The sequence below is a fragment of the Desulfobacula sp. genome (assembly GCF_014237455.1).
Lineage (GTDB): Bacteria > Desulfobacterota > Desulfobacteria > Desulfobacterales > Desulfobacteraceae > Desulfobacula.
This window is the reverse complement of record NZ_JABZFL010000051.1, coordinates 79,587-101,562: the sequence shown is the minus strand read 5'-3', so window position 1 is coordinate 101,562 and position 21,976 is coordinate 79,587. Positions and strand designations below refer to the sequence as shown.

Here is a 21,976-nt window from a genome sequence, read left to right as displayed (position 1 = left end):
TTATAATTTGGTTAAGTGCCGAAATAAGGCCTGTTTTGGTTAATTTTATAAAAGTTTACATAATATATATTATCAGACCTTATGGAAATGTCACAAATCTCAAACAAAAATTTTATTCTTACTTAAGCAATGTTCACTGGCGGCGGGTATTTTTTTATGCTGACACAAAAAACCATAAATCGCATCGGCTTTTTGTGTCAGCTGAATTCTGTTATTATTTTTATTTAGTCAAATGCCATTTTGGTTTTCCATTCTTTCCAAACATTACCGACCAGTTCCGGTCCGGGGTTAAGCGTCATCTTGCCCGGTCTCCAGCCCGATGGTGTGGCTTGTGTTCCTTTTGACTCTCTTACAAGCTGAAAAGCCTGAACCTGCCGGAAGCTTTCATTAACATTTCTTCCGACCGGTGGTGTTAAGACTTCGTACCCTTGAATAACTCCATCCGGATCAATAATAAATCTTCCGCGGGTCTCAACACCTGCATCTTCATCATAAACACCATAGGCCTTTCCCACTCTGCCGCCGGCGTCAGACAGCATGGCAAAAGGAACGCCCCCGTCTACCATTTTGGACAGCTCATGATCATTCCACATTTTGTGTACAAACATGCTGTCAATACTCATGGATAAAATTTCTACTCCAAGTTTCTGAAATTCAGGATATTTTTCAGCAACTGCTGAAATTTCCGTTGCTCAGACAAATGTAAAATCACCCGGGTAAAAACACAGGAGAACCCATTTCCCAAGGTTTTCTGATAACTTTACATTAATGAAGCTGCCGTTCTGATAGCCTGGCGCAGTAAAATCCGGCGCTTTTTTGCCAACTTGTATCATATTCATGATCTCCTTTTTTTCATTGTCTTTTTCAGGTGTTTGTTCAGGAACTGTTTCTTCTCCTACCGGACCACCGGTGGGTCGAGCACACCCCGCCTTTAATTCTTCTGCCATACGCCCTCCTTATTCTTTGCCGGTTAATTCATTCTTAAATTGTTAAAATCTCAGTGACAGGCAGCTGAGCCCCCCATCAATTTTACGAAACTCTGATGTATCAATAATAATTGTTTCATATCCGGCAGATTCAATTATATTCTTTCGAGAGTACTAATGGTTTTATCTGAATCAGCGCTTCCAGTATTGACCGTGCTTTGCGGCTCAAACAGTAGTACATGAACCTCATTTTCAGCAACAGGCATGTGCTCCACCCCTTTTGGAATGATGTAAAACTCACCCTCATTTAACTCAATATTCTCGTTTCGCAGCTTGATTGTGAGATGGCCTTTTATTACCATAAAAAATTCATTTTCATTTTTGTGCTGTTTTTTATAATTTTCGTTCAAGTTTTTCTATTAAATGTTTATCATTTGCCCAAGAGAAAGCTCTTTTATATTCAGTTTCATCAAATTCATCATCCTTGCTATATCCACGACCATAAATACCAAATCCTTTTCCATATTGCATTTCTTCATAGGATTTTAAAATTAACCGAATCTTTTCGTTTAGAATTAAATAGTCATATGCAATTTTAACAATGTCACGTGTTTTTATAAAAGAAATAATATAGCGATGGATAACACGATTTCTTAAATCATATAAATTATTAAGTTCCTTGAAGGTTTCATCATCAAGGATTTTCATTTTCTGAGCCTTTTTGTAAATTTTTCTTTCATTAATTCCCCATTCATCATCTCCCTGGAAAATATATTTTACTTCAATGTTGTTGGTTTTTTTTTCTAATTGTTTTTTTAAAATTATCGAAGACCTTAAAAATGCATCAATTTGATTTGCTAAAATTACAATTACTTCGATATATGATTCTGATTCCAATGCATTATTTAATAAATCATATGAGGCAGTTAATGAAGATAAAAAATTATCATGTTTATCAAGTTGCCTTGCCAACTCCCTATCAGTTTGTGGTATAACTCGAAAACTATCTAGTGCTAATTTTACTTTTTCTATCTGCTCTTGAATTTTTTTGTCATCTCTAAGCTTTGCAGAGTAGATGTATTTTGCCATGCAAAGCAAATCGTCAACCTGTGCATGAAATAGTAATACATCAAATTCCTTATCATCCATTCTTGATGCTAACCATTTTACTTTTGAGTTATTTTTTTGAATCGGAAAATTTGGGTTAGGCCCCTTTTCTGACAATGGATAACAGCTTAATTGAAAACAACCTAAAGAGTCTTCATATGGCTCAAAACTATACGGTGATTTTTCTTCTATATCTTCATAAACAACATTTTTATACTGCCATTCAATCGGAATATTCACGATAAAGTTTCCATTTGGTTCAGTCCAATGTTTCATAGTATCAGAGTCTGTGTCGGTCTTGTCCTAAATAGCATACAACGTTTGTGTATATTCATTGTTCTTATACCGCTAAATTGGTGGAATAAACACAATTGTTTATATTTTTTTCATTTACCATTTTATTTTGCTTTTCTACACATAACAGCCGCCGATAATCTGGCCGCGGAGCGGTCAGATTATCGTAAAGCTGAGTGGCTGGGCAACGATAAGCGAAAAACTATGATAAAGGTAAAAACTACCGGTCAAATGCTGCCTTGCAAAAGCGGCACGGCTTTGCCCAGTCCATCTCAAGCGCCTGGTTGGACAATATTTTTATTCAGCTATATTCTTATTTTCACCTTTTTTTAACTGAACCAGTTGGTTACTCAAAAGTTGGTTTTCATCTTCCAATACCTTAGCCCTGCTTTTTAATTCCTGATTCGTTTTGATTAAGTTAAAGGGATCATTCGCAGAAAGAAAAAATGCAGATAAAACAATTGCAAGAAAAATAGCAAGGATTTGAATGAAAAGAATTAATCTATTATTTCTTAGAGTGGTTTTATTACTAAGAAAATTTAAAAACTGAGATTTCATATTCATGGTTTGTCTATGCCATTCATGAACCGTTTCTGAGGTGGCTTTGCAAACAGATGAGATATTTTGAATGCTGATCTGAAAGGGCTCGGTGGTCAAATAGAATTGATGGGGAATGTCTGCTATAGTTTGGCCGGTCCTTTTGTCAAGAATGTGTGGATATGCCTCAATCTTGAACAGAAACAGTTTATTTTTAACCTCTAATAACGACGAGCACAAAAGGTTCACTTCATTAAGAAAAAGGCCCAATCTTCTAACATCTTCAATGTTTTCATATTTTTTAAGAATTCTATTTATATCGTCAATATTTTCAATTTGCGCTTGATTTTTTACTGTATCGAAAAACCTTTCGGACAAACATTGAGCATCAACTTCTGATGATGAAGACAGCCCCTTTGGATTAATTATTGAATTGAGATTTTCTTTGAATAATCTTGAGTCTCTCTGGTTTTCACAAATTCTAATAATGTCAGAGAAATATTGATTTAATACGCCTAATCTTGATTTCAATTCAGGGATCAATTGACCTCTTTCATAGTCTGTAAGATGCATTCTGTCCTGAAGAATCGCTTTATAACGTTTCTTCATATGATACTTTTTTAATTTGGATATCAAATTTCTCATTTTCTGTTTGTCCAACTATCGTATTAAGCAGAAAAAATTCTGCATATTAACCTTATATATTTTCTTTATAATATGATATTAAGTCACCTAATACAGTTTTTAAAACGATTTGTTAAAAATAAAGCACTGTTGAATTTTTCAAAATTTACAAACTATAGTGAACTAGAGTGAATCCCAATGTCAAGACAAATCCTGTCCATTTTTAAACGATAGTTTTGGATAAGTTATCCCGGTATATTTTTTACAAGAATTTTATTGTGAAAACAGCGCCGTTGTTTTATATTAAATGTTTTGGTTATATTAAAATTGGCTTTACAGATAAATGAGAATGGCAGAAAAAAACACAGGACATATTTATACAGTTTCTAAACTAACAAGAGAAATTAAATCTCTTTTGGAAGACACCTTTCCTTTTATATGGGTGACCGGAGAAATTTCCAACTACTCTGTTCCTAGTTCCGGCCATTCTTATTTTACATTAAAAGATCAGCAGGCCGCCATCAGTGCCGTCATGTTCAAAAACCAAAAGCGCAACCTGAAATTTGAACCTGAAAACGGTATGAGTATTATGGGTCTGGCACGACTTTCCCTGTATGAACCCAGGGGATCTTATCAGATCATTTTCGAACACCTGGAACCAAAAGGCACAGGGTCCATGCAGATTGCCTTTGAACAGCTTAAAAAAAAATTGTCCGGCCAGGGGTTTTTTGACGAGAAATACAAAAAGCCGATTCCGTTTTTACCGTCTCACATCAGCATTATTACGTCTGGTACCGGTGCTGCTGTCAGAGATATTATTATTGTTGCCCAGAGACGGTTTTCAAACTGTCCGCTTGAAATTATTCCGGTTAAAGTCCAGGGAATAAGATCGGAAAATGAAATCTGTGACGCCATAAACCTTGTCAATCAATCTCAAAAATCTGACGTGATCATACTGGCACGCGGCGGCGGGTCTCTGGAAGACCTGGCCGCATTTAATTCAGAAATTGTTGCCACTGCGATTTTTGACTCTCACATACCGATTATCACGGGTGTGGGCCATGAAACCGATTATACCATTGCAGATTTTGTTGCTGATTTAAGAGCCCCTACCCCTTCTGCTGCCGCAGAACTGGCACTTCCGGATAAAAAAAATCTGGTTCAAGGGATTTTAAATCTACAGAAAAATCTGAATACATCATTGAACAAAAAAGTGGTTCTGCTCAACCAGGCCGTTTCTTATTTGATTTCAAGATTAAAAAGCCCCGGGGCAATGGTTCATGATTACAGATTCAGGCTTGAAGATGATGAAACAAGATTAACCAACATGATGAAGCATTATTTGCAATTGATAAAAATTAATCATTCAAAACTTGATGCTAAGCTTCAGGCGTTAAATCCAGAATCGATTTTAAAAAGAGGATACAGTATTTCAAGATTTGTTTTAGATAAAAAAGTGATTATAGATTCAAGTGATGTAAAAAAGAATGATCAAATAGAAGTGATTCTTTCTAAAGGACGACTGGTTACAAGGGTGGAAAAAACAAATGGCTAAGAAAAAAACGTTTGAAGCAGCTTTAAAAGAGCTTGAGAAAATCGTAACGGAAATGGAATCAGGAGAACTTTGTCTTGAAGATGCCGTCAAAAAATATGAATCCGGCATGAAGCAGTCAAAATATTGTCTTGATCTTTTAGATAAAACCGAAAAAAAAATAACGATGCTGACAAAAGACCGTGATGGTAATCTAAAAGAAGAACCCTTTAAAGATCAATAATATGGATTTTAATCTGAAGCAATACCTGACGGAAAAACAGGAACTGGTTAACCGGTTTTTGAACCTTATTCTTCAGCAGTTTAATCAAAAGCATGAACTGGTTATGGCGATGGACCATTCTCTTATGGCCGGGGGAAAAAGACTGCGCCCTGTTCTGTCAATGGCTGCGGCCCAGGCCTGCGGGAAGGATTTTTTAATCGCCCTGCCCGCCTGCTGTGCCATTGAAATGATCCATACCTATTCTTTGATTCATGATGATTTGCCTGCCATGGATAATGATGACTTAAGACGCGGACTGCCGACCTGCCACAAAAAATTTTGTGAGGCTACTGCCATTCTGGCCGGAGATGCCTTATTAACCCACGCGTTTAATATTATGTCTCAGCCGGAACAAGTCTTTAAACTATACCCGGATAGTCAGACAAGGATTAAATTGATTTCGAAAATTTCACAGGCTGCGGGTATTCAGGGCATGGTTGAGGGACAGATGCTTGATATGCAGTCTTTTCAACCAAAACAAAAAAATGACTTAGACCATTTAAATAAGATACATGCACTTAAAACCGGCAAAATGATCACCGTCAGTGTTGAAGCAGGAGCCTTAAGTGCGGGGGCTGATCCGGAAACGATTGAAAAATTAATTGTTTATGCCGATAAAATCGGCCTGGCATTTCAGGTTGTGGATGATATCTTGAATATTGAAGGTGATCCGGAAATAATGGGAAAGGCTGCAGGATCTGATGCATTAAATGAGAAAATGACGTTTCCGGCAGTTATCGGTCTTGACGAATCAAAAAAATATGCAGAAAAACTCATTGATGATGCCATTGAGGCAATTTCGAATTTTGATGAAGCCGCAACTCCTTTAAGAGCAATTGCCGGCTATATTATTAACAGAAACCACTAACAGAGATTGAGATTAAAAAATTTTGAGCCTTCTTGAACACATAAAAACATCTAAAGATATTAAACAGCTTTCCAGACCCGAATTAAAGCTTCTGGCTGGTGAAATCCGTAAAAGAATTATTGATGTGGTATCAAAAAACGGCGGACATCTCGCCTCAAGCCTGGGGGCTGTGGAGTTGACACTGGCAATCCACACTGTCTTTGATCTGCCAAAGGATACATTGATATGGGATGTCGGGCATCAATCTTATGCCCATAAGTTGATTACCGGAAGAAATGACACTTTTGACAGCCTTCGTCAGTATAAAGGGTTATCCGGATTTTCAAAAATTAAAGAGAGCCCCTATGACGGATTTACAGTGGGACATTCCTCGACCTCTATTTCTGCCGGGCTTGGGATCTGTTATGCCAAATATTTAAATAAAGATGTGTCTGATGTTATTTCAGTTATCGGAGATGGTTCTTTAACAGCCGGCCTGGCCTATGAAGGATTGAATCAGACTGGGGATTCAAAACGCAACCTTATTGTTATTTTAAATGATAATGACATGTCCATCTCGCCGAATGTGGGCGCCCTGTCTTCGTTTTTAAGCCGGACCTTTTCAGCCAGATCTCTTCAATCCATGAGAAGTCAGTTTGGTGCATTTTTAAAATCTTTGCCCAAAATCGGTGATGATATGTACAATATTGCCAAACGGTCTGAAGAGTCCTTTAAAACCTTTGTTACACCGGGCATGTTGTTTGAAGCCTTTAATTTTGATTACTTCGGGCCCATTGACGGACATAATTTAGACCATTTAATCGATATTCTCAAAAATATCAAAAACCCTAAAGATCCGGTTCTTTTACATGTTACAACCGTAAAAGGAAAAGGATATGAACCGGCTGAAAAGAATCCAATCTATTTTCATGGTGTGGATTCGTTTGCAGTTGAGACAGGCAAAAGCAAAAAAATATCCAACGGGATTCCAAGCTATACCCAGGTGTTTGGTTCTCAAATGGTCAAACTTGCCAAAACCAATAAAAAAATAGTTGCCGTGACGGCTGCCATGCCCGAGGGCACCGGCCTGGTCGAATTTTCCCAACACTATCCGGACAGGTTTTTCGATGTGGGCATTGCAGAACAGCACGCAGTTACATTTTCAGCAGGACTTGCATCCAAAGGCTTAAAACCGGTTGTTGCCATTTATTCCACTTTTCTGCAGAGAGCCTTTGATCAGATTCTTCATGATGTCTGTATTGATGCGCATCCGGTTGTATTTGCCATTGACCGGGGGGGTATTGTTGGCAAAGACGGTCCCACCCATCACGGTCTTTTTGATTATTCATACCTTCGCTGCATGCCAAACATGACAATTATGGCACCCAGTAATGAGAATGAACTGGCAAGAATGCTTTCAACAGCCGTTAAACATGATGGTCCTGTTGCCATAAGATATCCAAGGGGTATAGGACTTGGTGTTCAAATTGAGGCGCATCCGCGATCATTGAAAATGGGGAAAGGCGAAGTGATATGTGATGGTCATGATCTGTTAATTATTGCCATTGGCAAATCAGTTTGTGAAGCTTTAAAAGCCTGCGAACAACTGAAAGACCATGATATCAGTGTAACTATAATTAATGCCAGGTTTGTTAAACCCCTTGATGCTGAACTGATCTGTGAATATGTATTGAAAATCAGGAAAACCATTATCGTTGAAGACCATGTTCTTGATGGAGGATTTGGCTCTGCTGTTCTGGAAATGCTGTCAGACAAAGGAATGACAGGCTTTCCGATAAAAAGGATCGGCATTAAAAATGAATTTGTCGAGCATGGACCACAGGATGTTTTAAGACGAGACTATGGAATAGACCATACCGCTATTGTAACTACAGCATTAAAATTACATGACAAGACTATTGAATAAAGGGTTAAAAAATAAAATCAGACTGGATCACTTTGTTGTTGACAAGGGCCTGGTTAAATCCAGGAGTCGGGTAAAAGCTCTCATCATGGCAGGCAAAGTACTTGTGAATGATATTCCTGTGGACAAACCCGGAACCTTGATTGCGAATGATGCAAAGATCATTGTAAAACAGGACGACAATCCATTTGTCAGCCGGGGGGGCTTAAAGCTTGAAAAGGCGTTAAAAACGATACCTGTATCAGTGAAAGGGTTGATCTGCCTTGATATTGGTGCTTCAACCGGTGGTTTTACCGATTGCCTGCTTCAGTACGGGGCAGGCAAAGTATATGCAGTGGATGTGGGATATGGGCAGTTTGACTGGTCTTTAAGACAAGACTCACGGGTAACGGTTATTGAAAGGACCAATATCCGGCATATGCCCTATGAAGTAATCAATGAAAAAGTGGATGTGGTTGTAGCAGATACCTCTTTTATCTCTTTAAAGACAGTTATCCCTTCTGCTGAAAAATTCATGAGAGATGATACACAGGTTTTAGCATTAATCAAACCTCAATTTGAGGCAGGAAAAAAGAACATTGGCAAGGGGGGTGTTGTAAAGGATCCTGAAATTAGAAAAATGGTGATAGAAGAGTTAAAAAAATTTTTTAAGGAGAAAGGATACCGGATAAACCAGGTGGTCCCCTCCCCTATTTGCGGCCCGAAAGGAAATATTGAGTATATTATATCCTTAACTTTTAAAGAAAATTTAAAATAACACTATTAATTTTATTTAAATTTGATTATTTAAATATAACTTTTTATTAATTGTTTATGAGGAGCAGTAATGAGCGAAGAAATTAAAACCATGAGAAATGTGGCTCTGGCTGGCCATGGAGGTGCGGGCAAGACAACTCTTGCTGAGGCTATGCTTTTTAAGGCTGGAGTTACCAACCGTCTTGGAAGGGTCGAAGAAGGCAATACCGTCATGGATTTTCAGCCTGAAGAAACCAGGAAACAGCAGAGTATTAATACATCCTTTATTAAGTATACGCATAATAAACATACAATTACTTTGATGGACACTCCTGGCGATCAGAATTTTTTCTCTGCTTCTAAAACATGCTTTCCTGTTGCAGACTGCCTGGCATTTGTAATTGACGGGGTTGGCGGACCTTCTGCCATGACCGAAGAAGCTGCAGCCAGTGCATTGGAATATAATTTGCCCGGTTTTGTTATTGTGAATAAGCTGGATCGGGAAAGATCGGATTTCTCAACCTGTATCGAGGCTTGCAAAACAGCACTTAAAAAAAAGATCGTTCCCATTTTTTATCCCATTGGTTCTGAAAATGATTTTACAGGGTTTGTGGATATTATTTCAGGTCAGGCCTATGAATATGATGCAGAAGGAACATCAACCCAGGTTGATGTTCCTTCTGACATGTCAGATGATATTGAAATGGCAAAAGAAGAATTTATCGAGGATGTAGCTGAACTTGATGATGAGCTTCTTGAAAAATATCTGGAAGGTGAAGAAATCACCGAAGATGAACTCAAGGCAACATTCAGACAAGGGATCCAAGATGCCCAGTTTTATCCTGCCATTTGTTGTTCCGCCACAAAAATGATCGGCATTGATACGGTTTCTGATATTATCAATGATTATATGCCGTCTCCCCTTGACAGAGGAGACTGGACAGCAAAAGATGCTAAGGGTGAGGATGTTATTATTTCTCCCGATCCTGATGCCCAATTCTGCGGCTTTGTTTTCAACACCATTGTTGATCCCTATGCAGGAAGACTTTCTCTGTTTAGAGTCATTTCAGGAAGTCTTGGAAAAGAAGGCAATGTTGTTAATACAACAAAGGACACAAAAGAAAGATTTTCACAACTTCTTGAAATTGCGGGTAAGGAACAAAACACCATAACCAGTGCGCTTCCGGGATCTATTGTTGCCGTGGCAAAACTCAAGAGCACTTTGACCGGTGATACCCTGACAGGCGGAAAAGATATTCAGATTTCCGCACCCCAGCCCTTGCCGCCTGTTATCTCCTTTGCTATTTCACCCAAGTCAAAAAATGATGAAGATAAAATCCACGAAGCCGTCAGAAAAATTCTTGAAGAAGACACAGGACTTCAGCTTCAAAGGAATGAAGAAACCAAACAGACCATCCTTTCCGGCAGAGGTCTTGTTCATATAGAAGTGACGGCTGAAAAAATTCAGAGAAAATTTAATGTGGGCATGAGCATTGAAACACCAAAGGTGGCCTATCGGGAAACCTTTAAGAAAAAAATTCGTGTTCAGGGCAAGCATAAAAAACAGTCTGGCGGGCATGGTCAGTATGGTGACTGCTGGATTGTTCTCGAACCCCTTCCCAACGGCAGAGGATTTGAGTTTGTAGATAAAATTGTCGGCGGGGTTATCCCTAAAAATTATATTCCGGCGGTTGAAGCTGGTATCAGAGAAACGTCTAAAACAGGTATACTTGCAGGGTTTCCCTGTGTTGATTTCAGAACAACCCTTGATTTTGGATCCTATCATTCTGTTGATTCTTCTGAAATGGCGTTTAAAATGGCGGGAACCCTTGCCTTTAAGAATGCGGCAAAAGATGCAAAAGCGACCCTGCTTGAACCGATTATGAAGATTTCCGTGAAAGTTCCGGATGATAGTACGGGTGATATTATGGGTGACCTTAATTCCAGACGCGGCAGGGTTCTTGGAATGGATTCCGAAGACGATAAACAGATCATCAATGCCCTGGTTCCCATGGCTGAAATCCTTAGATATGCGCCGGATTTAAGTTCTATGACAGCTGGCAGAGGAACCTTTACCCTGGAATTTGAACAATATGATGTCGTTCCGGGTGATCTGGCACAAAAAGTTATTGACAGGGTAACCGCTGAGAAAGAAGAGAATAAGTAAACAAGCTTATACCATAACTGATGAACCAAACCCGGGCAGTTAAGAAACAGTTCTTAACTGCCCGGGTTTATTGTTGGCTTAATTTTGAGATAGTATCAAAAAGTTTTTGTCTTGTCTCCTCTACGGATAAATCTTTAAACGTATCGTAAGGAATCGGTTTTCCAATATTTACTGTCACTTTTCCCGGCCTTAAAATCAAGCTTGCTTTCCGATGATAATTAAACAAACCAGTTGTTGCAAACGGCAAAATATCAGCAGTGGCATCTTTGGCCAAATGAAACGGTCCTTTTTTAAAGGGTGCTATCTCTCCTGTAAGCGTTCTGTGTCCTTCAGGCAATATGCCGATATTCATCCCGGACAAAAGCGTCTTCTTTGCCATTTCAAGGCTTAAAATGGCATTTTCAAGGTTGTTTCTTTCTATGGGGATGCACCCCCATTTCCGGATCAGATATCCCCAGACAGGCAAGGAAAAATGATAGGCAGCTTCCACTCCGATGAAACACAGAGGAATGGCTGCCGGAATGACGAAAATATCAAAAAGACTCTGGTGATTTCCCATGATCAGGTAAGCTTGATCAGGACGAATATGTTCCCTGCCGGTCACAACAAGCTTTATTCCCATCAATCTGATTAAAATATTAAATAGAAATCTGGCAATGGTGAAGGTGGTTTTTTGAGGTAACAAAAACAGACAGAAAACAAGAATAACAAATGAAAATAAAAAAAAGATCCCGCCAATAATCCATAAATATATTGAAACTATCTTTTTCAACTAAAGATACCGTATCATTTTATGGTGTACATTTATAGTTGTTGGCGTGATACCGAATAATTCACCATCCGGCAACAAGGTTTTAGCCGGCCATGTTTTGATTGTGGCTTTTCTAGCCTTGAAAGAGCTTACCAAAGGATGTTCGATATGAGTTCCCTTAAAGATTTTTGGCAAGGTTGCCAAAAGGCTTGTCCTGGACAATTTGCCTGCAATAATAATATCCATGTAACCGTCATCAAGTTTGGCATCAGGCGCCATCATCATATTTCCGCCGGTATAGCGTGAATTACAAAACTCAACAAAACAGTTTTCTCCAGATATCATTTTCCCGTCAATTTCAAGCTCCATGTAATGAAAATTAAGTTTTACAGTCCTGTAAAAAACACCGATAATGTAAGAAAAATCCCCAAAGCATTTAAATTTCTGAGCTGTTTCTGCCACATCCGTGACAAATCCCAACCCGGTCAGATTTACAAAATAAAACTTTTTTGGGGCCTGTGTAAAAGAGCAGACATCTATCCATCTTGGATTGTTTTCAACAATCGATCTGATGCCATCCTCATAATGATGAATATTTAAATCTTTGGCAAAGGAGTTCCCTGAACCAATAGGAATGATACCAAGGGGGGGAAGGTTTTTGGATTTAAAATTAGTTAAAAGACCGTTTAAGACAGAAAAGTTGGTTCCATCGCCGCCAATGGAAACGATGGCATCATAGTCTTTTGTTTTAAGCTCGGAGGTAATTTTGAGAATATGTCCATGGTAAACAGAAAGATAGGTATGAAAGTCAATACGGTTTAAAGAAAGTTTTTTTTCAATCAAAGGCAGCAGTTTCCCGCTTTTTTTACCACCTGCGTAAGGATTGACGATTAAGGCAACTTTCATAAACTCCTTTTGTTTACAAAAAATGAGGATTTAAGCTGCAGTGTGTTACCGCACTTTTATCTAAATAATGTCCAAGCTCCCCTTCTTTTTTTGGGAAAAACCCCATACATTTTTCCCAGACTTCTTCGTCTTCCATGCAAAAATATACCAGCAGATTCGGGGCATATTCTTTTATGCATGAAATAATTTGTTTGTAAAGTTTTATTCTCAATGGTTTGAAATATCTCATCTTATTATCAAGTCCAAGGATAAACTCTCCGTAACAGATGGTTGAATCGTTGAATCGTTTTTCAATGATCTGTTTTAACTTTGGCATGAACCGAAACGTACCGATACTGATCCATACGATACTTTCGCTCCGGACATGTTCGAAAATCTGTTTTATCACTTTCTTGTATTGATTCTCGCAGTCCGGATAAATCACCAGGGGATCAAAATGAAACGCAAGTTTATATCCCTTTGATTCGACACGTCTGGCTGCTTCAAGACGGGCTTTAAGCGACGCTGTGCCCTTTTCTTCGGAACGGATAATATCCAATGTGTTCAATGACCAGGCAATAACGGTTTTGCCGTTGTGATCAAGGGGAAGTAAGGAGTCTATATTAACGGTTTTGGTTTTGAGTTCCAAAAGACAATTATTCTGCCTTGCAAATGTTTCAACAAGAAATTTTGGCTGAAGACTGATTTTTTCCCAGATAAGAGAGTCTGTGTATTCTCCGGTTCCGATTCTGAATATTTTATTTTGGGTGAATATTTTTTCAAGATTGTGACCAAGCGTTTCAAGTCCTGCAAAATATTGCAGAACAGGGGGGTGAAAATAGGCCTGAAGAATGCAATACGAGCAATCCATAGTACAAAATGTACCGGTATGAAGAATGGTATAATCACAACAGGTATAATAACTGGTTCCAGGGCATGCCTTGATGACAGCTCCCTTGTTCTGCGTAATATAGAGTGTCTTTTTGGCTTTTGAGACAGGATCATCAGCAGTATTAATGACATCATAGACTGTTTTTGAATCTTCTACCCATTGGGGATCTGTTTTAAGCCTGGAAATCAAATAGTCAGTTTCAAAATCCCGTGGTACTGCTTTATCAATAAAAAGAGTATCGATTTTCATGGGTTGAAAATTTCTTTTAGTTCTTTGTTCCCTATAACAGCGTGAAGGTTCTGAACACTGGCCTCAAACTCGCTGTAATTTTTGGCGGTAAAGGAGATGGAGACGTTTTGGCTCTCAAGGTTTTGTGGTGGTAAAAATTTGATGTTGTTTCCAAGCTTTATAGATGTAATTTTTTCCCGGGTCATTTGACGCGTCTTGAAAATGGTTGGAAACCGCTGTTCAAAGAGCCAGGCTCGTAACTCTTTGGTTTTTAATCCCGGCTCCTTGTTTTCATCAAAGAGAATATCTTGAATATTTTGATTCTTAAAAAAACGTTCCGGTTTAATGGCATCTCTGGCTGTAATTTCCATTATATGCAGTATGATTTCAAGCTGTTTGTTATTGGATGCTTTAATTTTTGAAAAAATATTTAAAAAGACCTTTATGATCTCTTTTTCGTAAGATGCTATTCTTTTAGCAGACTTGAAAGATAGATTGCCGTGATGGATTAATTCCAAAGCTGGATCCGGCAGCGCACCAATAGCCAATAAATCCTCTACAAATCGAACATTAAGCTCTATGTTAAAGATGGCAGAAGATTTTTTTGCGATCTGTTTTTTATCCAAAAATTGAGAAAGACGTCTGGTACTTATGATAAGTTCAGAATGAGTTAACGGTCTTTTAAAAGCAAGAGCAGTTATGGACATTATAAGACAAGAACAGTCTGTTGCATCCGGTTTTGTTTCATATACAAGTATCTTTGTTTCGTTATTGTGGGCCCGATTATTATAGATTAGAGCCCTGACCCTGTTGAACCCTGAAACAATAATAAACTTATTGGCTAAAGGCCTGACAATCGGAGGGATAACCAGGCCTGTTTCCTTAATTGAGTGTGCAAGAAAGGTTATATCCTCTTCTAAAAATGAAATTTTATATCGCTGGTCTGTCAGATCAATATCCAACATATTTATTTTGCACAAAAAATCAGACATTTTCACCAGTCAAACGTGTGAAAATATCTTTATATGTTTTTGACGTCGTATCAATCACTTCCTGGGGCAATTTGGGGCCCGGATGTTTTTTATCCCATCCGGAATCAATGAGCCAGTCCCTGACATATTGCTTATCAAAGCTGTTTTGCCCTCTTCCGGGCTCATAGTCGTTCAAAGGCCAGAACCTGGAGGAGTCCGGGGTAAGAATTTCATCAATAAGGATAATCTCCCCGTCTAAAATCCCAAATTCAAATTTGGTATCGGCAATAATAATTCCTTTGGACAGGGCATATTCAGCCCCTTTTTTGTATATTTCAAGGCTTAAGTTTTTAAGTTTTTCCGCTTTTTCACTGCCAACCAACTTAACGGCTTCATCAAAACTGATATTAATATCATGATCGCCAATTTCGGCTTTGGTAGACGGTGTAAAAAGCGGTTGTGCAAGTTTGTCAGATTCTTTTAAACCTTCCGGTAATTTGATCCCGCAGACATGACCTTCTTTTTGATAGGAGCTCCAGCCAGAACCGGTTATATACCCCCTTACAATGCATTCAACCGGAAGCGGTTCGGCTTTTTTTACCAGCATGCTACGTTTATCCAAAGCAGCTGAATGCGGTTTGAAATCTTTTGGGTACTCATTTACATTGGTCGTAATAATATGATTTTTTACAATGGTTTCCATTTGTTTGAACCAGAATACGGAAATCTGGTTTAAAACTTTTCCCTTGTCAGGAATAATATCCGGCAGGACAACATCAAAGGCGGAAAGCCTGTCAGTGGTAACCATCAACAGGGCGTCTCCCGTGTCAAAAATATCCCTGACTTTACCCTGTCTGACCAGGGACAGATCATCAAATTGAGTCTTTGGAATGGATACCATCTCAATCTCCTTATTTTATAATAATTAGTTATACAATTTTTGGTGTTTAATATCACAAAATAGAATATTTATCCATTGTTGCAATAAAAAGACTGAATTTAAAGGAATAACAGCGTCAATGATGAACACTGTTTTACAATAATTTAAATTTTAATATTTTGTAAACTTGACGGCGATCGTAAAATGATAATATTGTGGATTAAATTTTGATTTTCAATAAACGAGGTTCCAAAATGAAAAAAACACCGATTCAATTGTTTTTCATCCCCTTTATTATTTTTTTCAGCCAGATTCCTGCAGTTTGTCAAACAACGTATTCTCTCTATGATTTAACACAACTTGCCTATAAGCATAGTGAGACCATTAAGATTGCCCAAGACGATGTATATATCGCTCAACAGGACAAGGCCAGAGCATTATCTGTCTTAATACCAAGAGGCACAGCCTATGGTACCATGAAGGAATATAAAGATGCTGATATCGCTGCTCCCGATACCCTGACACTGGGGATTAAATTAACACAGTCATTTACGCTTAATGGAAAAGAGTTGATTGCTCTGGATGTTACAACAAGAACCATTGAAGGCAAAGAATTTTCCCTTGAAACCATCCGTTCCCAGTACCTATTGCAGGTGGCCCAGGCCTATTACAACATATTAAGTGCTCAAAGATATCTTGAAATTTCCCAATCAGATGTAAACCGTCTTACCACTCACAGAGATGCCGTAAAGGAAAAACTAAGTGTTGGAAATGTAACCAAAACTGATTTATACAGAGCTGAAGCAGAGCTGTCTAAATCTTTGACAGATCTGGTAAGGGCGGAAAACAGGGTATTGAAAAGCAAGGCGGGATTGCATAATCTTGTCGAGATTGAGGATGATTTTAATATCCAGAAAGAAGATATTTCAGGTATTGAAAATTATCAGTCTAGTCTGGAAGATATTCAGACGTATGCGTTGAAAAACAGGACAGAAATAAAAGAAGCAAAAAAGAATCTTGAAATCGCCGAAAAAACCATTAAATTTGAAAAAAGCGATTATTGGCCCACACTTTCCCTTGAAGCGGGATACAAAGAGGTTGATATTAAGTATAATTCCAGTTCAATGGACACGGAAGACGTTTATTTCACAGGAGAACTTGTCTTTGCCTTCTATGATGGGGGGTTGCGACGAGCCGAGATCAGGCAGGCTCTTGCGGGCCAGAGAAAGGCAAAAAATGCTTTAACTCTGCAAGAAAAAACGATCATTCTGGATTCAAAAATTTCTTTTCTGGATTATAAAACTGCACAAAGTGCATTATTGAATTTACAGGACGAATTGAAATTTGCACAGGAGAACTACAATGCGGTTCAAATGCAGTTCAAATACGGTATGGCGGACAGTATTGATATGATGGATGCAAACACTTTACTGGTTACTGCTCAGAGAAGAATTTTAGATGCTAAATACATCTACTACCTTTCTGTACTTAAGATTCTGTACACCAAGGGTGATTTAATTTCATTTCTTTTTAATCAAGCATAGTGAATCTGTAATGTTTCGGGTACCCAAGGCTTGACTTAAACACATTGATAAAATATTCTTAGACTGTGACATTTAATGTTGATATGAATGCGTTTTGAAAGGAGAATCACATGTATGAAATAATTGCAAACCCGGAAGACTATCAGATTGATCATCTCATCAACGGAACTGGTAATGCAAATATTGATATTTCCAAGGAAGAAAGAGATAAATGGACGGGTGAAATTGTAAATTTCAGCGAAAAACTGTTCGAGTTTGCAAAAAAATCCAAGGAACTTGCAAAACTTTTTTCCGGTCCGGAAAAAATTTCCGCAACCCCTGCTTCATTAAAAACTTTAAAAATTCAATTATTTATGATTAATGATGCCTTAACCACGGCAATTGAAATTGCTGATCGACTTGAATCTGATATTATAAAAAAATAAACCCTGTCAGGCTAAGGATTTTTGACGTAATAAATGATCTGTGAGTACAATTGCCATCATGGCCTCGCAGACCTTGTTAATCCTTGGGATGGCACAGATATCATGACGCCCTTCAGTAGAAATCTGGGCTGCATTACCATTTTCATCAATGGTCTGCTGTGGTTTTAGAATAGATGGGATGGGCTTGACATGAGTCCTTGCGATGATGTCATCCCCATTTGAAATCCCTGCCAGAATGCCCCCAGAATGGTTGGTTTGAAAGCCATCCGGTAAAATCTGATCATTGTTCTCAAAGCCTGTCATTTGCGAGGCACCTGTTCCTGCACCGATTTCAACGGCTTTGACAGCCCCAATACTCATTAAAGCCTTGGCAATATCAGCATCAAGTTTATCAAAAACAGGCTCTCCTAAACCCGCAGGTACATTGGATGCCATAATTTCAACGATACCCCCCAAAGAGTCCCCTTCTTTTTTAACAGCTTTGATTCTTTTTTCCATCTTTTGTGCAGCTTCCAGATCAGGGCATTGTAAAACATTTTTATTTTTTTCAGATAAATTATCAATATGAATTGCTCTGATACTACCAAGCTCCAGTGTATAACTTTTTATTGTGATATTGTATTGATCAAGTACCAGTTGCGCAACTGCACCTGCTGCAACCCTTGCGGCAGTCTCCCTTGCAGAGGCCCTTCCTCCGCCCCTGTAATCCCGGATGCCGTATTTGGCCTGATAGGTGTAATCACCATGACCCGGTCTGAAAAGGGAGGCTATCTGTTTATAAGAGTCTGATTTTGCATCCTGATTTTCTATCATGATCATAATGGGAGTCCCTGTGGTCTGTCCATTAAATATACCCGATAAAATAACAGGATGGTCTGGTTCTTTTCTTTTTGTACTGGATACCCCTTGGCCCGGCTTTCTTTTATCAAGAGCAGTTTGTATGATATTTTCGTTAATTGTAAGACCCGGAGGACACCCTTGAATCACAACACCTGTTCCTTTACCGTGTGATTCTCCAAAGGTAGTGATATTAAATGCTTTTCCAAAGCTGCTGCCTGACATTAAGATAACCTCCTGTCAATACTGTTAACGATTTCTAGAATAATTGATTCAGAAAGAGAAATATTTTCATAAAATTCTCACTACAAAGCATTAAAAATCTGCCAAAAATTTGGGAAAGATTTTTCAACACATGTTTCATTTTCAATTTCCATACCTCGGGCCATAAGACCGGGAATGGAAAATGCCATGGCAATTCTATGATCATTAAACGTTTCTATTCTTGCTCCCTTTGGTTCACCACCTGTAATTTCCAGATAATCCTCCCCTTGCTTTACCTCTATACCCATTTTCATCAGTTGTGAAGAGACAGCATCAATCCGGTCGCACTCTTTTTCACGTAAATGCTTAATATTGGTTATTCTGGTTTTTCCTTTAGCAAAACTTGCTACAACAGCAATGGCAGGAACGGCATCAGGGGTATCAGACATATCCACATCCACTCCATTAAGACAGGACCCGCAAACACCGATTTGGCTGTCTTCAACTTTAAGAGTGCAACCCATCTGTTCCAAAATTTTAACCTGTTTTAGATCCCCCTGTAAAGAGTTTTTGCTGATATTTTTAACTGATATCATTTTTCCTGTAACCGCACCGATAGCCCAGAAATAGCCGGCATTGGAAAGATCGGGTTCAACATAAAACTCTCCCGGGATATAGGATTGCTTTCCTGTGACTCTGTAATGGGTGGTATCAATTTGATGGGCTTTAACGTTAAATTTTTTCATAATATCAATAGTCAAGTCAATATAGGGAGATGATACAGGTGGCCCTTTAAGGCTGATATCAAGGCCGTCTTTCATCAATGCCCCCATCATTAAAAGGGAAGATAAATACTGACTGCTTTTGGAGCAGTCAATTTTAACTGCCCCCCCTTCCCTGCTGTTTCCCTTGATATGAACAGGCGGTGTACCTGTATTGCTTTCTGATTTTGCATGAATCCCCAACATGGTTAGTGCGTCAAGTAACTCTTTCATCGGGCGTTCGCGCATTCGCTTGTCCCCTGTAAGAGTGTAGCGGGTGTTTCCAAGAGCTGCGATTCCGGCCAGAAGCCGCATGGAGGTGCCTGAATTGCCGAGATAAATATCTTTATCACAGGATTGAGGCTTTGTACCAAAGCCGGACACCCTGAAATGATGGTCTTTTATTTTGTCAATTTTTGCTCCCATATGTTTAAGGGCATCAATGGTCAGTAGAATATCATCACTTTGAAGAAGATTTTCAATGCTTGAGGTTCCATTGGAAAGGGATGCACAAATCATCATGCGGTGGGAAATACTTTTTGACCCTGGAATCACAACCGATTGAGCTTCAATTTTTTTTGGAATGATTTGTCTCAACTAATTATCTCCATTTATCATTGTTTGTCGCATCAGTTCTATATCAGGCGATATACCGGTCCATAATTTAAATTGAGCCGCACCCTGATAAAGGAACATGGATAGTCCGTCAATGGTTGTACACCCTTTTTTTTGTGCCTCAGACAGCAGTTTTGTTCTCAACGGATTATAAACAATATCCATAACGACCATCTGCGAATTCATCTGGTTGGAAGGAAAAGCCGACTTTTCAACATCAGGGCTCATGCCAAGGGGTGTCGTGTTGATAATAATATCTGCGGTTATATCATCCATTTTATCGGTTTCACTCATTGGAATAAAATCAGCCTTATACTTTAGAGCCAGGCTTTCCCCTCTTTCTTTATTCCGGTTGATAATGACAAGATTCCCCTTTCTTTTGTGTAACCCATAGGCAACTGCCCGGGCTGCCCCGCCAGCGCCTATGATGCAGACCCTTTTATCTTTGATACCAATTGGTTTTAAGGGAGAAATGGCAGCCTTATAATCAGTGTTATACCCAAGTAGTTTTCCATCCTTGTTCACAACAGTGTTTACTGCGCCAATGTTCAACGCGTCTTCATCAATCCAGTCAAGGTGATTCATTATAGATTCTTTAAATGGGATTGTAACAGATGCACCCTTAATGTTTAGTGTTTTCATTGCTGTGATGCCTTTTGAAATTTTATCAATTTCAAAGGCAAGGTAAACTGCATTAATTCGATGCTGTCGAAAACAGGCGTTGTGAATTGCAGGGCTTTTGGAATGCCTGACAGGGTTTCCAAAAATGCAGTAAAGTTGTGTATTAGAATCAATCATACTTCCTCTTTAACATAAACCGGATAAGATCCAAGCACTTTCAGCAACAGGGAATATTTTTTGATTTCTTTAATGGTGTGAGAAACAAGCTTGTCCAGCTTGTGCCCTTCAATATCAAGAAAAAAATAATAACTCCAGTCGTGATGCCGTGTGGGTCTGGATTCAAGCTTCAACATATTCAGTCCCGCCTTGTTAACAGGTTCAAGCGTTTTAAACAAGGCGCCCGGCACATGGGAAGTCGCAAACATGATAGATGTTTTATCATTTCCCGTCTGTTCCGGCATATCTTTACCAATGATAAGAAATCTTGTGATATTTCCTGAATAATCTTCTATTTTTGATTCCACAGTCTGCAATCCATAAATATGAGCGGCCTGTCTGCTTGCAATGGCGGCTATTCTTTTGTCTCCAGCGGCCAGGAGCGCAGCTTTGGATGTACTGCTGGTTTCAAATATCTCAGCATGGGCAAACTTTTTATTCATCCAGGTTTTGCATTGAGCCAGCGCCTGGGGGTGGGAGTAAATTTTTCCAACCTGTTCTGGTTCACCTGTTATGGACAACAAATCATGGGAAACAGGTTCATAGTGCTCAGCACAAATATGCAAATCAAAATCAGCAAACAAATCAAGTGTGTGGTTTACGGCACCTTCGATTGAATTTTCAACAGGAACTACCCCGAAATGACTCCCTTTTTTCTCTACTTCCCTGAAAATTTCATATAGATTCGGCTGTTCGACAAATTTCCCTGAATGCTTAAAATGAGCCAGTGCCGCGATATGCGTATAGCTTGCTTCAGGACCCAGAAAAGATATGGTTTTCGGTTTTTGGATTTCCCTGGTAGCTGTAATGATGACATTGAAAATATATTTTAATAATTCTTTATCAGCAGGACCTTGATTTATTTTGGACAGTTTTTCAATTACTTTTCGTTCCCGGGATCGATCAAGTATCTGCCCGCCTTTTTTCTTTTTAATTTTCCCAACCTTTTGACCAATTTCAAGCCGTTGATTAATCAAACTCAAAAGATCAGCATCAATGCTGTCTATTTGCTCCCTTAACCCACTTAAATCATTTTCAGCTCGTTTTTCATTCATCACTGCTATATACACCGTTTTAATTAATAAAAAAACCACATCAGGTGTTTCATCTGCTGCGGTTTTGATTGGTTTTTAAACATGTTGAAACGATAATCTCACCACAGACTATGAAG

The 21,976-nt window shown here is 38.7% G+C and carries 21 protein-coding genes; 8 read left to right on the top strand and 13 right to left on the bottom strand.

The annotated features are described in order from the left end of the window. Nucleotides 1–224: 224 nt before the first annotated feature. The 4 genes from prxU to HGJ91_RS07570 all read right to left on the bottom strand — a co-directional run bounded on the left by prxU (nt 225) and on the right by HGJ91_RS07570 (nt 3,473). Nucleotides 225–947 (bottom strand): thioredoxin-dependent peroxiredoxin, encoded by a 723-nt coding sequence (prxU, locus tag HGJ91_RS07585; protein ID WP_291347109.1) that lies wholly within the window; start codon nt 945–947, stop codon nt 225–227. Nucleotides 948–1,081: 134 nt separating this feature from the next. Beyond that, nucleotides 1,082–1,336: a cupin domain-containing protein gene (locus HGJ91_RS07580; RefSeq protein WP_291347108.1), complete on the bottom strand. Its 255-nt coding sequence runs from the start codon at nt 1,334–1,336 to the stop codon at nt 1,082–1,084. Continuing rightward, nucleotides 1,320–2,273 carry a hypothetical protein gene (locus tag HGJ91_RS07575; RefSeq protein WP_291347107.1) on the bottom strand — a complete coding sequence of 318 codons (954 nt, stop codon included), beginning with the start codon at nt 2,271–2,273 and terminating at the stop codon, nt 1,320–1,322. Before HGJ91_RS07575 ends, HGJ91_RS07580 begins: the two co-directional genes overlap by 17 nt. A gap of 351 nt (nt 2,274–2,624) precedes the next feature. Further along, nucleotides 2,625–3,473, bottom strand: a complete 849-nt coding sequence (locus HGJ91_RS07570) for a hypothetical protein (protein WP_291347106.1) — start codon at nt 3,471–3,473, stop codon at nt 2,625–2,627. 364 nt (nt 3,474–3,837) lie between these two features. Between HGJ91_RS07570 and xseA the strand changes: the two genes are divergently transcribed. From xseA to fusA, 6 genes are all read left to right on the top strand, one after another. After that, nucleotides 3,838–5,043, top strand: a complete 1,206-nt coding sequence (xseA, locus tag HGJ91_RS07565) for an exodeoxyribonuclease VII large subunit (protein ID WP_291347105.1) — start codon at nt 3,838–3,840, stop codon at nt 5,041–5,043. Next, entirely contained in the window at nt 5,036–5,263 is a 228-nt protein-coding gene (gene xseB, locus HGJ91_RS07560; RefSeq protein WP_291347104.1) for an exodeoxyribonuclease VII small subunit, read from the top strand. The genes xseA and xseB overlap by 8 nt, the downstream gene beginning before the upstream one ends. Before the next feature lies 1 nt (nt 5,264). After that, entirely contained in the window at nt 5,265–6,170 is a 906-nt protein-coding gene (locus HGJ91_RS07555; RefSeq protein WP_291347103.1) for a polyprenyl synthetase family protein, read from the top strand. Nucleotides 6,171–6,192: 22 nt separating this feature from the next. After that, complete coding sequence (gene dxs / locus HGJ91_RS07550; RefSeq protein ID WP_291347102.1) at nt 6,193–8,076, top strand: 1-deoxy-D-xylulose-5-phosphate synthase; 1,884 nt, start codon at nt 6,193–6,195, stop codon at nt 8,074–8,076. Next, nucleotides 8,057–8,830 carry a TlyA family RNA methyltransferase gene (locus HGJ91_RS07545; RefSeq protein WP_291347101.1) on the top strand — a complete coding sequence of 258 codons (774 nt, stop codon included), beginning with the start codon at nt 8,057–8,059 and terminating at the stop codon, nt 8,828–8,830. Before dxs ends, HGJ91_RS07545 begins: the two co-directional genes overlap by 20 nt. 69 nt (nt 8,831–8,899) lie before the next feature. Next, entirely contained in the window at nt 8,900–10,975 is a 2,076-nt protein-coding gene (gene fusA / locus HGJ91_RS07540) for an elongation factor G (protein ID WP_291347100.1), read from the top strand. Between the two features lie 67 nt (nt 10,976–11,042). Here the strand turns inward: fusA and HGJ91_RS07535 are convergent, their stop codons facing one another. The 5 genes from HGJ91_RS07535 to HGJ91_RS07515 all read right to left on the bottom strand — a co-directional run bounded on the left by HGJ91_RS07535 (nt 11,043) and on the right by HGJ91_RS07515 (nt 15,603). After that, nucleotides 11,043–11,597 carry a 1-acyl-sn-glycerol-3-phosphate acyltransferase gene (locus HGJ91_RS07535; protein WP_291347099.1) on the bottom strand — a complete coding sequence of 185 codons (555 nt, stop codon included), beginning with the start codon at nt 11,595–11,597 and terminating at the stop codon, nt 11,043–11,045. A 150-nt stretch (nt 11,598–11,747) separates the two neighbouring features. After that, nucleotides 11,748–12,632, bottom strand: coding sequence for a diacylglycerol kinase family protein (locus HGJ91_RS07530; protein WP_291347098.1), 885 nt, complete (start codon nt 12,630–12,632; stop codon nt 11,748–11,750). A gap of 13 nt (nt 12,633–12,645) precedes the next feature. Beyond that, nucleotides 12,646–13,752 (bottom strand): spore photoproduct lyase family protein, encoded by a 1,107-nt coding sequence (locus HGJ91_RS07525; RefSeq protein ID WP_291347097.1) that lies wholly within the window; start codon nt 13,750–13,752, stop codon nt 12,646–12,648. Then, on the bottom strand, nt 13,749–14,723 hold the full coding sequence (locus tag HGJ91_RS07520; protein ID WP_291347096.1) for a ParB N-terminal domain-containing protein: 975 nt from the start codon (nt 14,721–14,723) through the stop codon (nt 13,749–13,751). Before HGJ91_RS07520 ends, HGJ91_RS07525 begins: the two co-directional genes overlap by 4 nt. Then, nucleotides 14,716–15,603 (bottom strand): phosphoribosylaminoimidazolesuccinocarboxamide synthase, encoded by an 888-nt coding sequence (locus HGJ91_RS07515; protein ID WP_291347095.1) that lies wholly within the window; start codon nt 15,601–15,603, stop codon nt 14,716–14,718. The genes HGJ91_RS07520 and HGJ91_RS07515 overlap by 8 nt, the downstream gene beginning before the upstream one ends. A 233-nt stretch (nt 15,604–15,836) precedes the next feature. Between HGJ91_RS07515 and HGJ91_RS07510 the strand changes: the two genes are divergently transcribed. Together HGJ91_RS07510 and HGJ91_RS07505 are read left to right on the top strand one after the other, a co-directional pair. Then, a complete protein-coding gene (locus tag HGJ91_RS07510; protein WP_291347094.1) occupies nt 15,837–17,126 on the top strand; it encodes a TolC family protein in 1,290 nt (429 codons plus the stop codon). A gap of 110 nt (nt 17,127–17,236) precedes the next feature. Continuing rightward, complete coding sequence (locus HGJ91_RS07505) at nt 17,237–17,551, top strand: hypothetical protein (RefSeq protein WP_291347093.1); 315 nt, start codon at nt 17,237–17,239, stop codon at nt 17,549–17,551. A 6-nt stretch (nt 17,552–17,557) separates the two neighbouring features. Here the strand turns inward: HGJ91_RS07505 and aroC are convergent, their stop codons facing one another. From aroC to pheA, 4 genes are all read right to left on the bottom strand, one after another. Beyond that, on the bottom strand, nt 17,558–18,613 hold the full coding sequence (aroC, locus tag HGJ91_RS07500) for a chorismate synthase (protein ID WP_291347092.1): 1,056 nt from the start codon (nt 18,611–18,613) through the stop codon (nt 17,558–17,560). Between the two features lie 80 nt (nt 18,614–18,693). Further along, the gene (aroA, locus tag HGJ91_RS07495; protein ID WP_291347091.1) at nt 18,694–19,950 is read right to left on the bottom strand and encodes a 3-phosphoshikimate 1-carboxyvinyltransferase; all 1,257 of its coding nucleotides are present in this window, start codon (nt 19,948–19,950) and stop codon (nt 18,694–18,696) included. Further along, nucleotides 19,951–20,766: a shikimate dehydrogenase gene (locus tag HGJ91_RS07490; protein ID WP_291347090.1), complete on the bottom strand. Its 816-nt coding sequence runs from the start codon at nt 20,764–20,766 to the stop codon at nt 19,951–19,953. After that, complete coding sequence (pheA, locus tag HGJ91_RS07485; RefSeq protein ID WP_291347089.1) at nt 20,763–21,860, bottom strand: prephenate dehydratase; 1,098 nt, start codon at nt 21,858–21,860, stop codon at nt 20,763–20,765. The genes HGJ91_RS07490 and pheA overlap by 4 nt, the downstream gene beginning before the upstream one ends. Nucleotides 21,861–21,976: the final 116 nt, after the last annotated feature.

Coding starts and splice junctions, on each gene's coding strand:
- HGJ91_RS07530 (WP_291347098.1), bottom strand. CDS start 12,632: ATGAAAGTTGCCTTAATCGTCAATCCTTACGCAGGTGGTAAAAAAAGC.
- xseA (WP_291347105.1), top strand. CDS start 3,838: ATGGCAGAAAAAAACACAGGACATATTTATACAGTTTCTAAACTAACA.
- HGJ91_RS07555 (WP_291347103.1), top strand. CDS start 5,265: ATGGATTTTAATCTGAAGCAATACCTGACGGAAAAACAGGAACTGGTT.
- HGJ91_RS07535 (WP_291347099.1), bottom strand. CDS start 11,597: ATGGGAATAAAGCTTGTTGTGACCGGCAGGGAACATATTCGTCCTGAT.
- xseB (WP_291347104.1), top strand. CDS start 5,036: ATGGCTAAGAAAAAAACGTTTGAAGCAGCTTTAAAAGAGCTTGAGAAA.
- pheA (WP_291347089.1), bottom strand. CDS start 21,860: ATGAATGAAAAACGAGCTGAAAATGATTTAAGTGGGTTAAGGGAGCAA.
- HGJ91_RS07570 (WP_291347106.1), bottom strand. CDS start 3,473: ATGAAGAAACGTTATAAAGCGATTCTTCAGGACAGAATGCATCTTACA.
- HGJ91_RS07510 (WP_291347094.1), top strand. CDS start 15,837: ATGAAAAAAACACCGATTCAATTGTTTTTCATCCCCTTTATTATTTTT.
- HGJ91_RS07515 (WP_291347095.1), bottom strand. CDS start 15,603: ATGGTATCCATTCCAAAGACTCAATTTGATGATCTGTCCCTGGTCAGA.
- fusA (WP_291347100.1), top strand. CDS start 8,900: ATGAGCGAAGAAATTAAAACCATGAGAAATGTGGCTCTGGCTGGCCAT.
- HGJ91_RS07525 (WP_291347097.1), bottom strand. CDS start 13,752: ATGAAAATCGATACTCTTTTTATTGATAAAGCAGTACCACGGGATTTT.
- aroC (WP_291347092.1), bottom strand. CDS start 18,613: ATGTCAGGCAGCAGCTTTGGAAAAGCATTTAATATCACTACCTTTGGA.
- HGJ91_RS07505 (WP_291347093.1), top strand. CDS start 17,237: ATGTATGAAATAATTGCAAACCCGGAAGACTATCAGATTGATCATCTC.
- HGJ91_RS07520 (WP_291347096.1), bottom strand. CDS start 14,723: ATGTCTGATTTTTTGTGCAAAATAAATATGTTGGATATTGATCTGACA.
- HGJ91_RS07490 (WP_291347090.1), bottom strand. CDS start 20,766: ATGATTGATTCTAATACACAACTTTACTGCATTTTTGGAAACCCTGTC.
- HGJ91_RS07545 (WP_291347101.1), top strand. CDS start 8,057: ATGACAAGACTATTGAATAAAGGGTTAAAAAATAAAATCAGACTGGAT.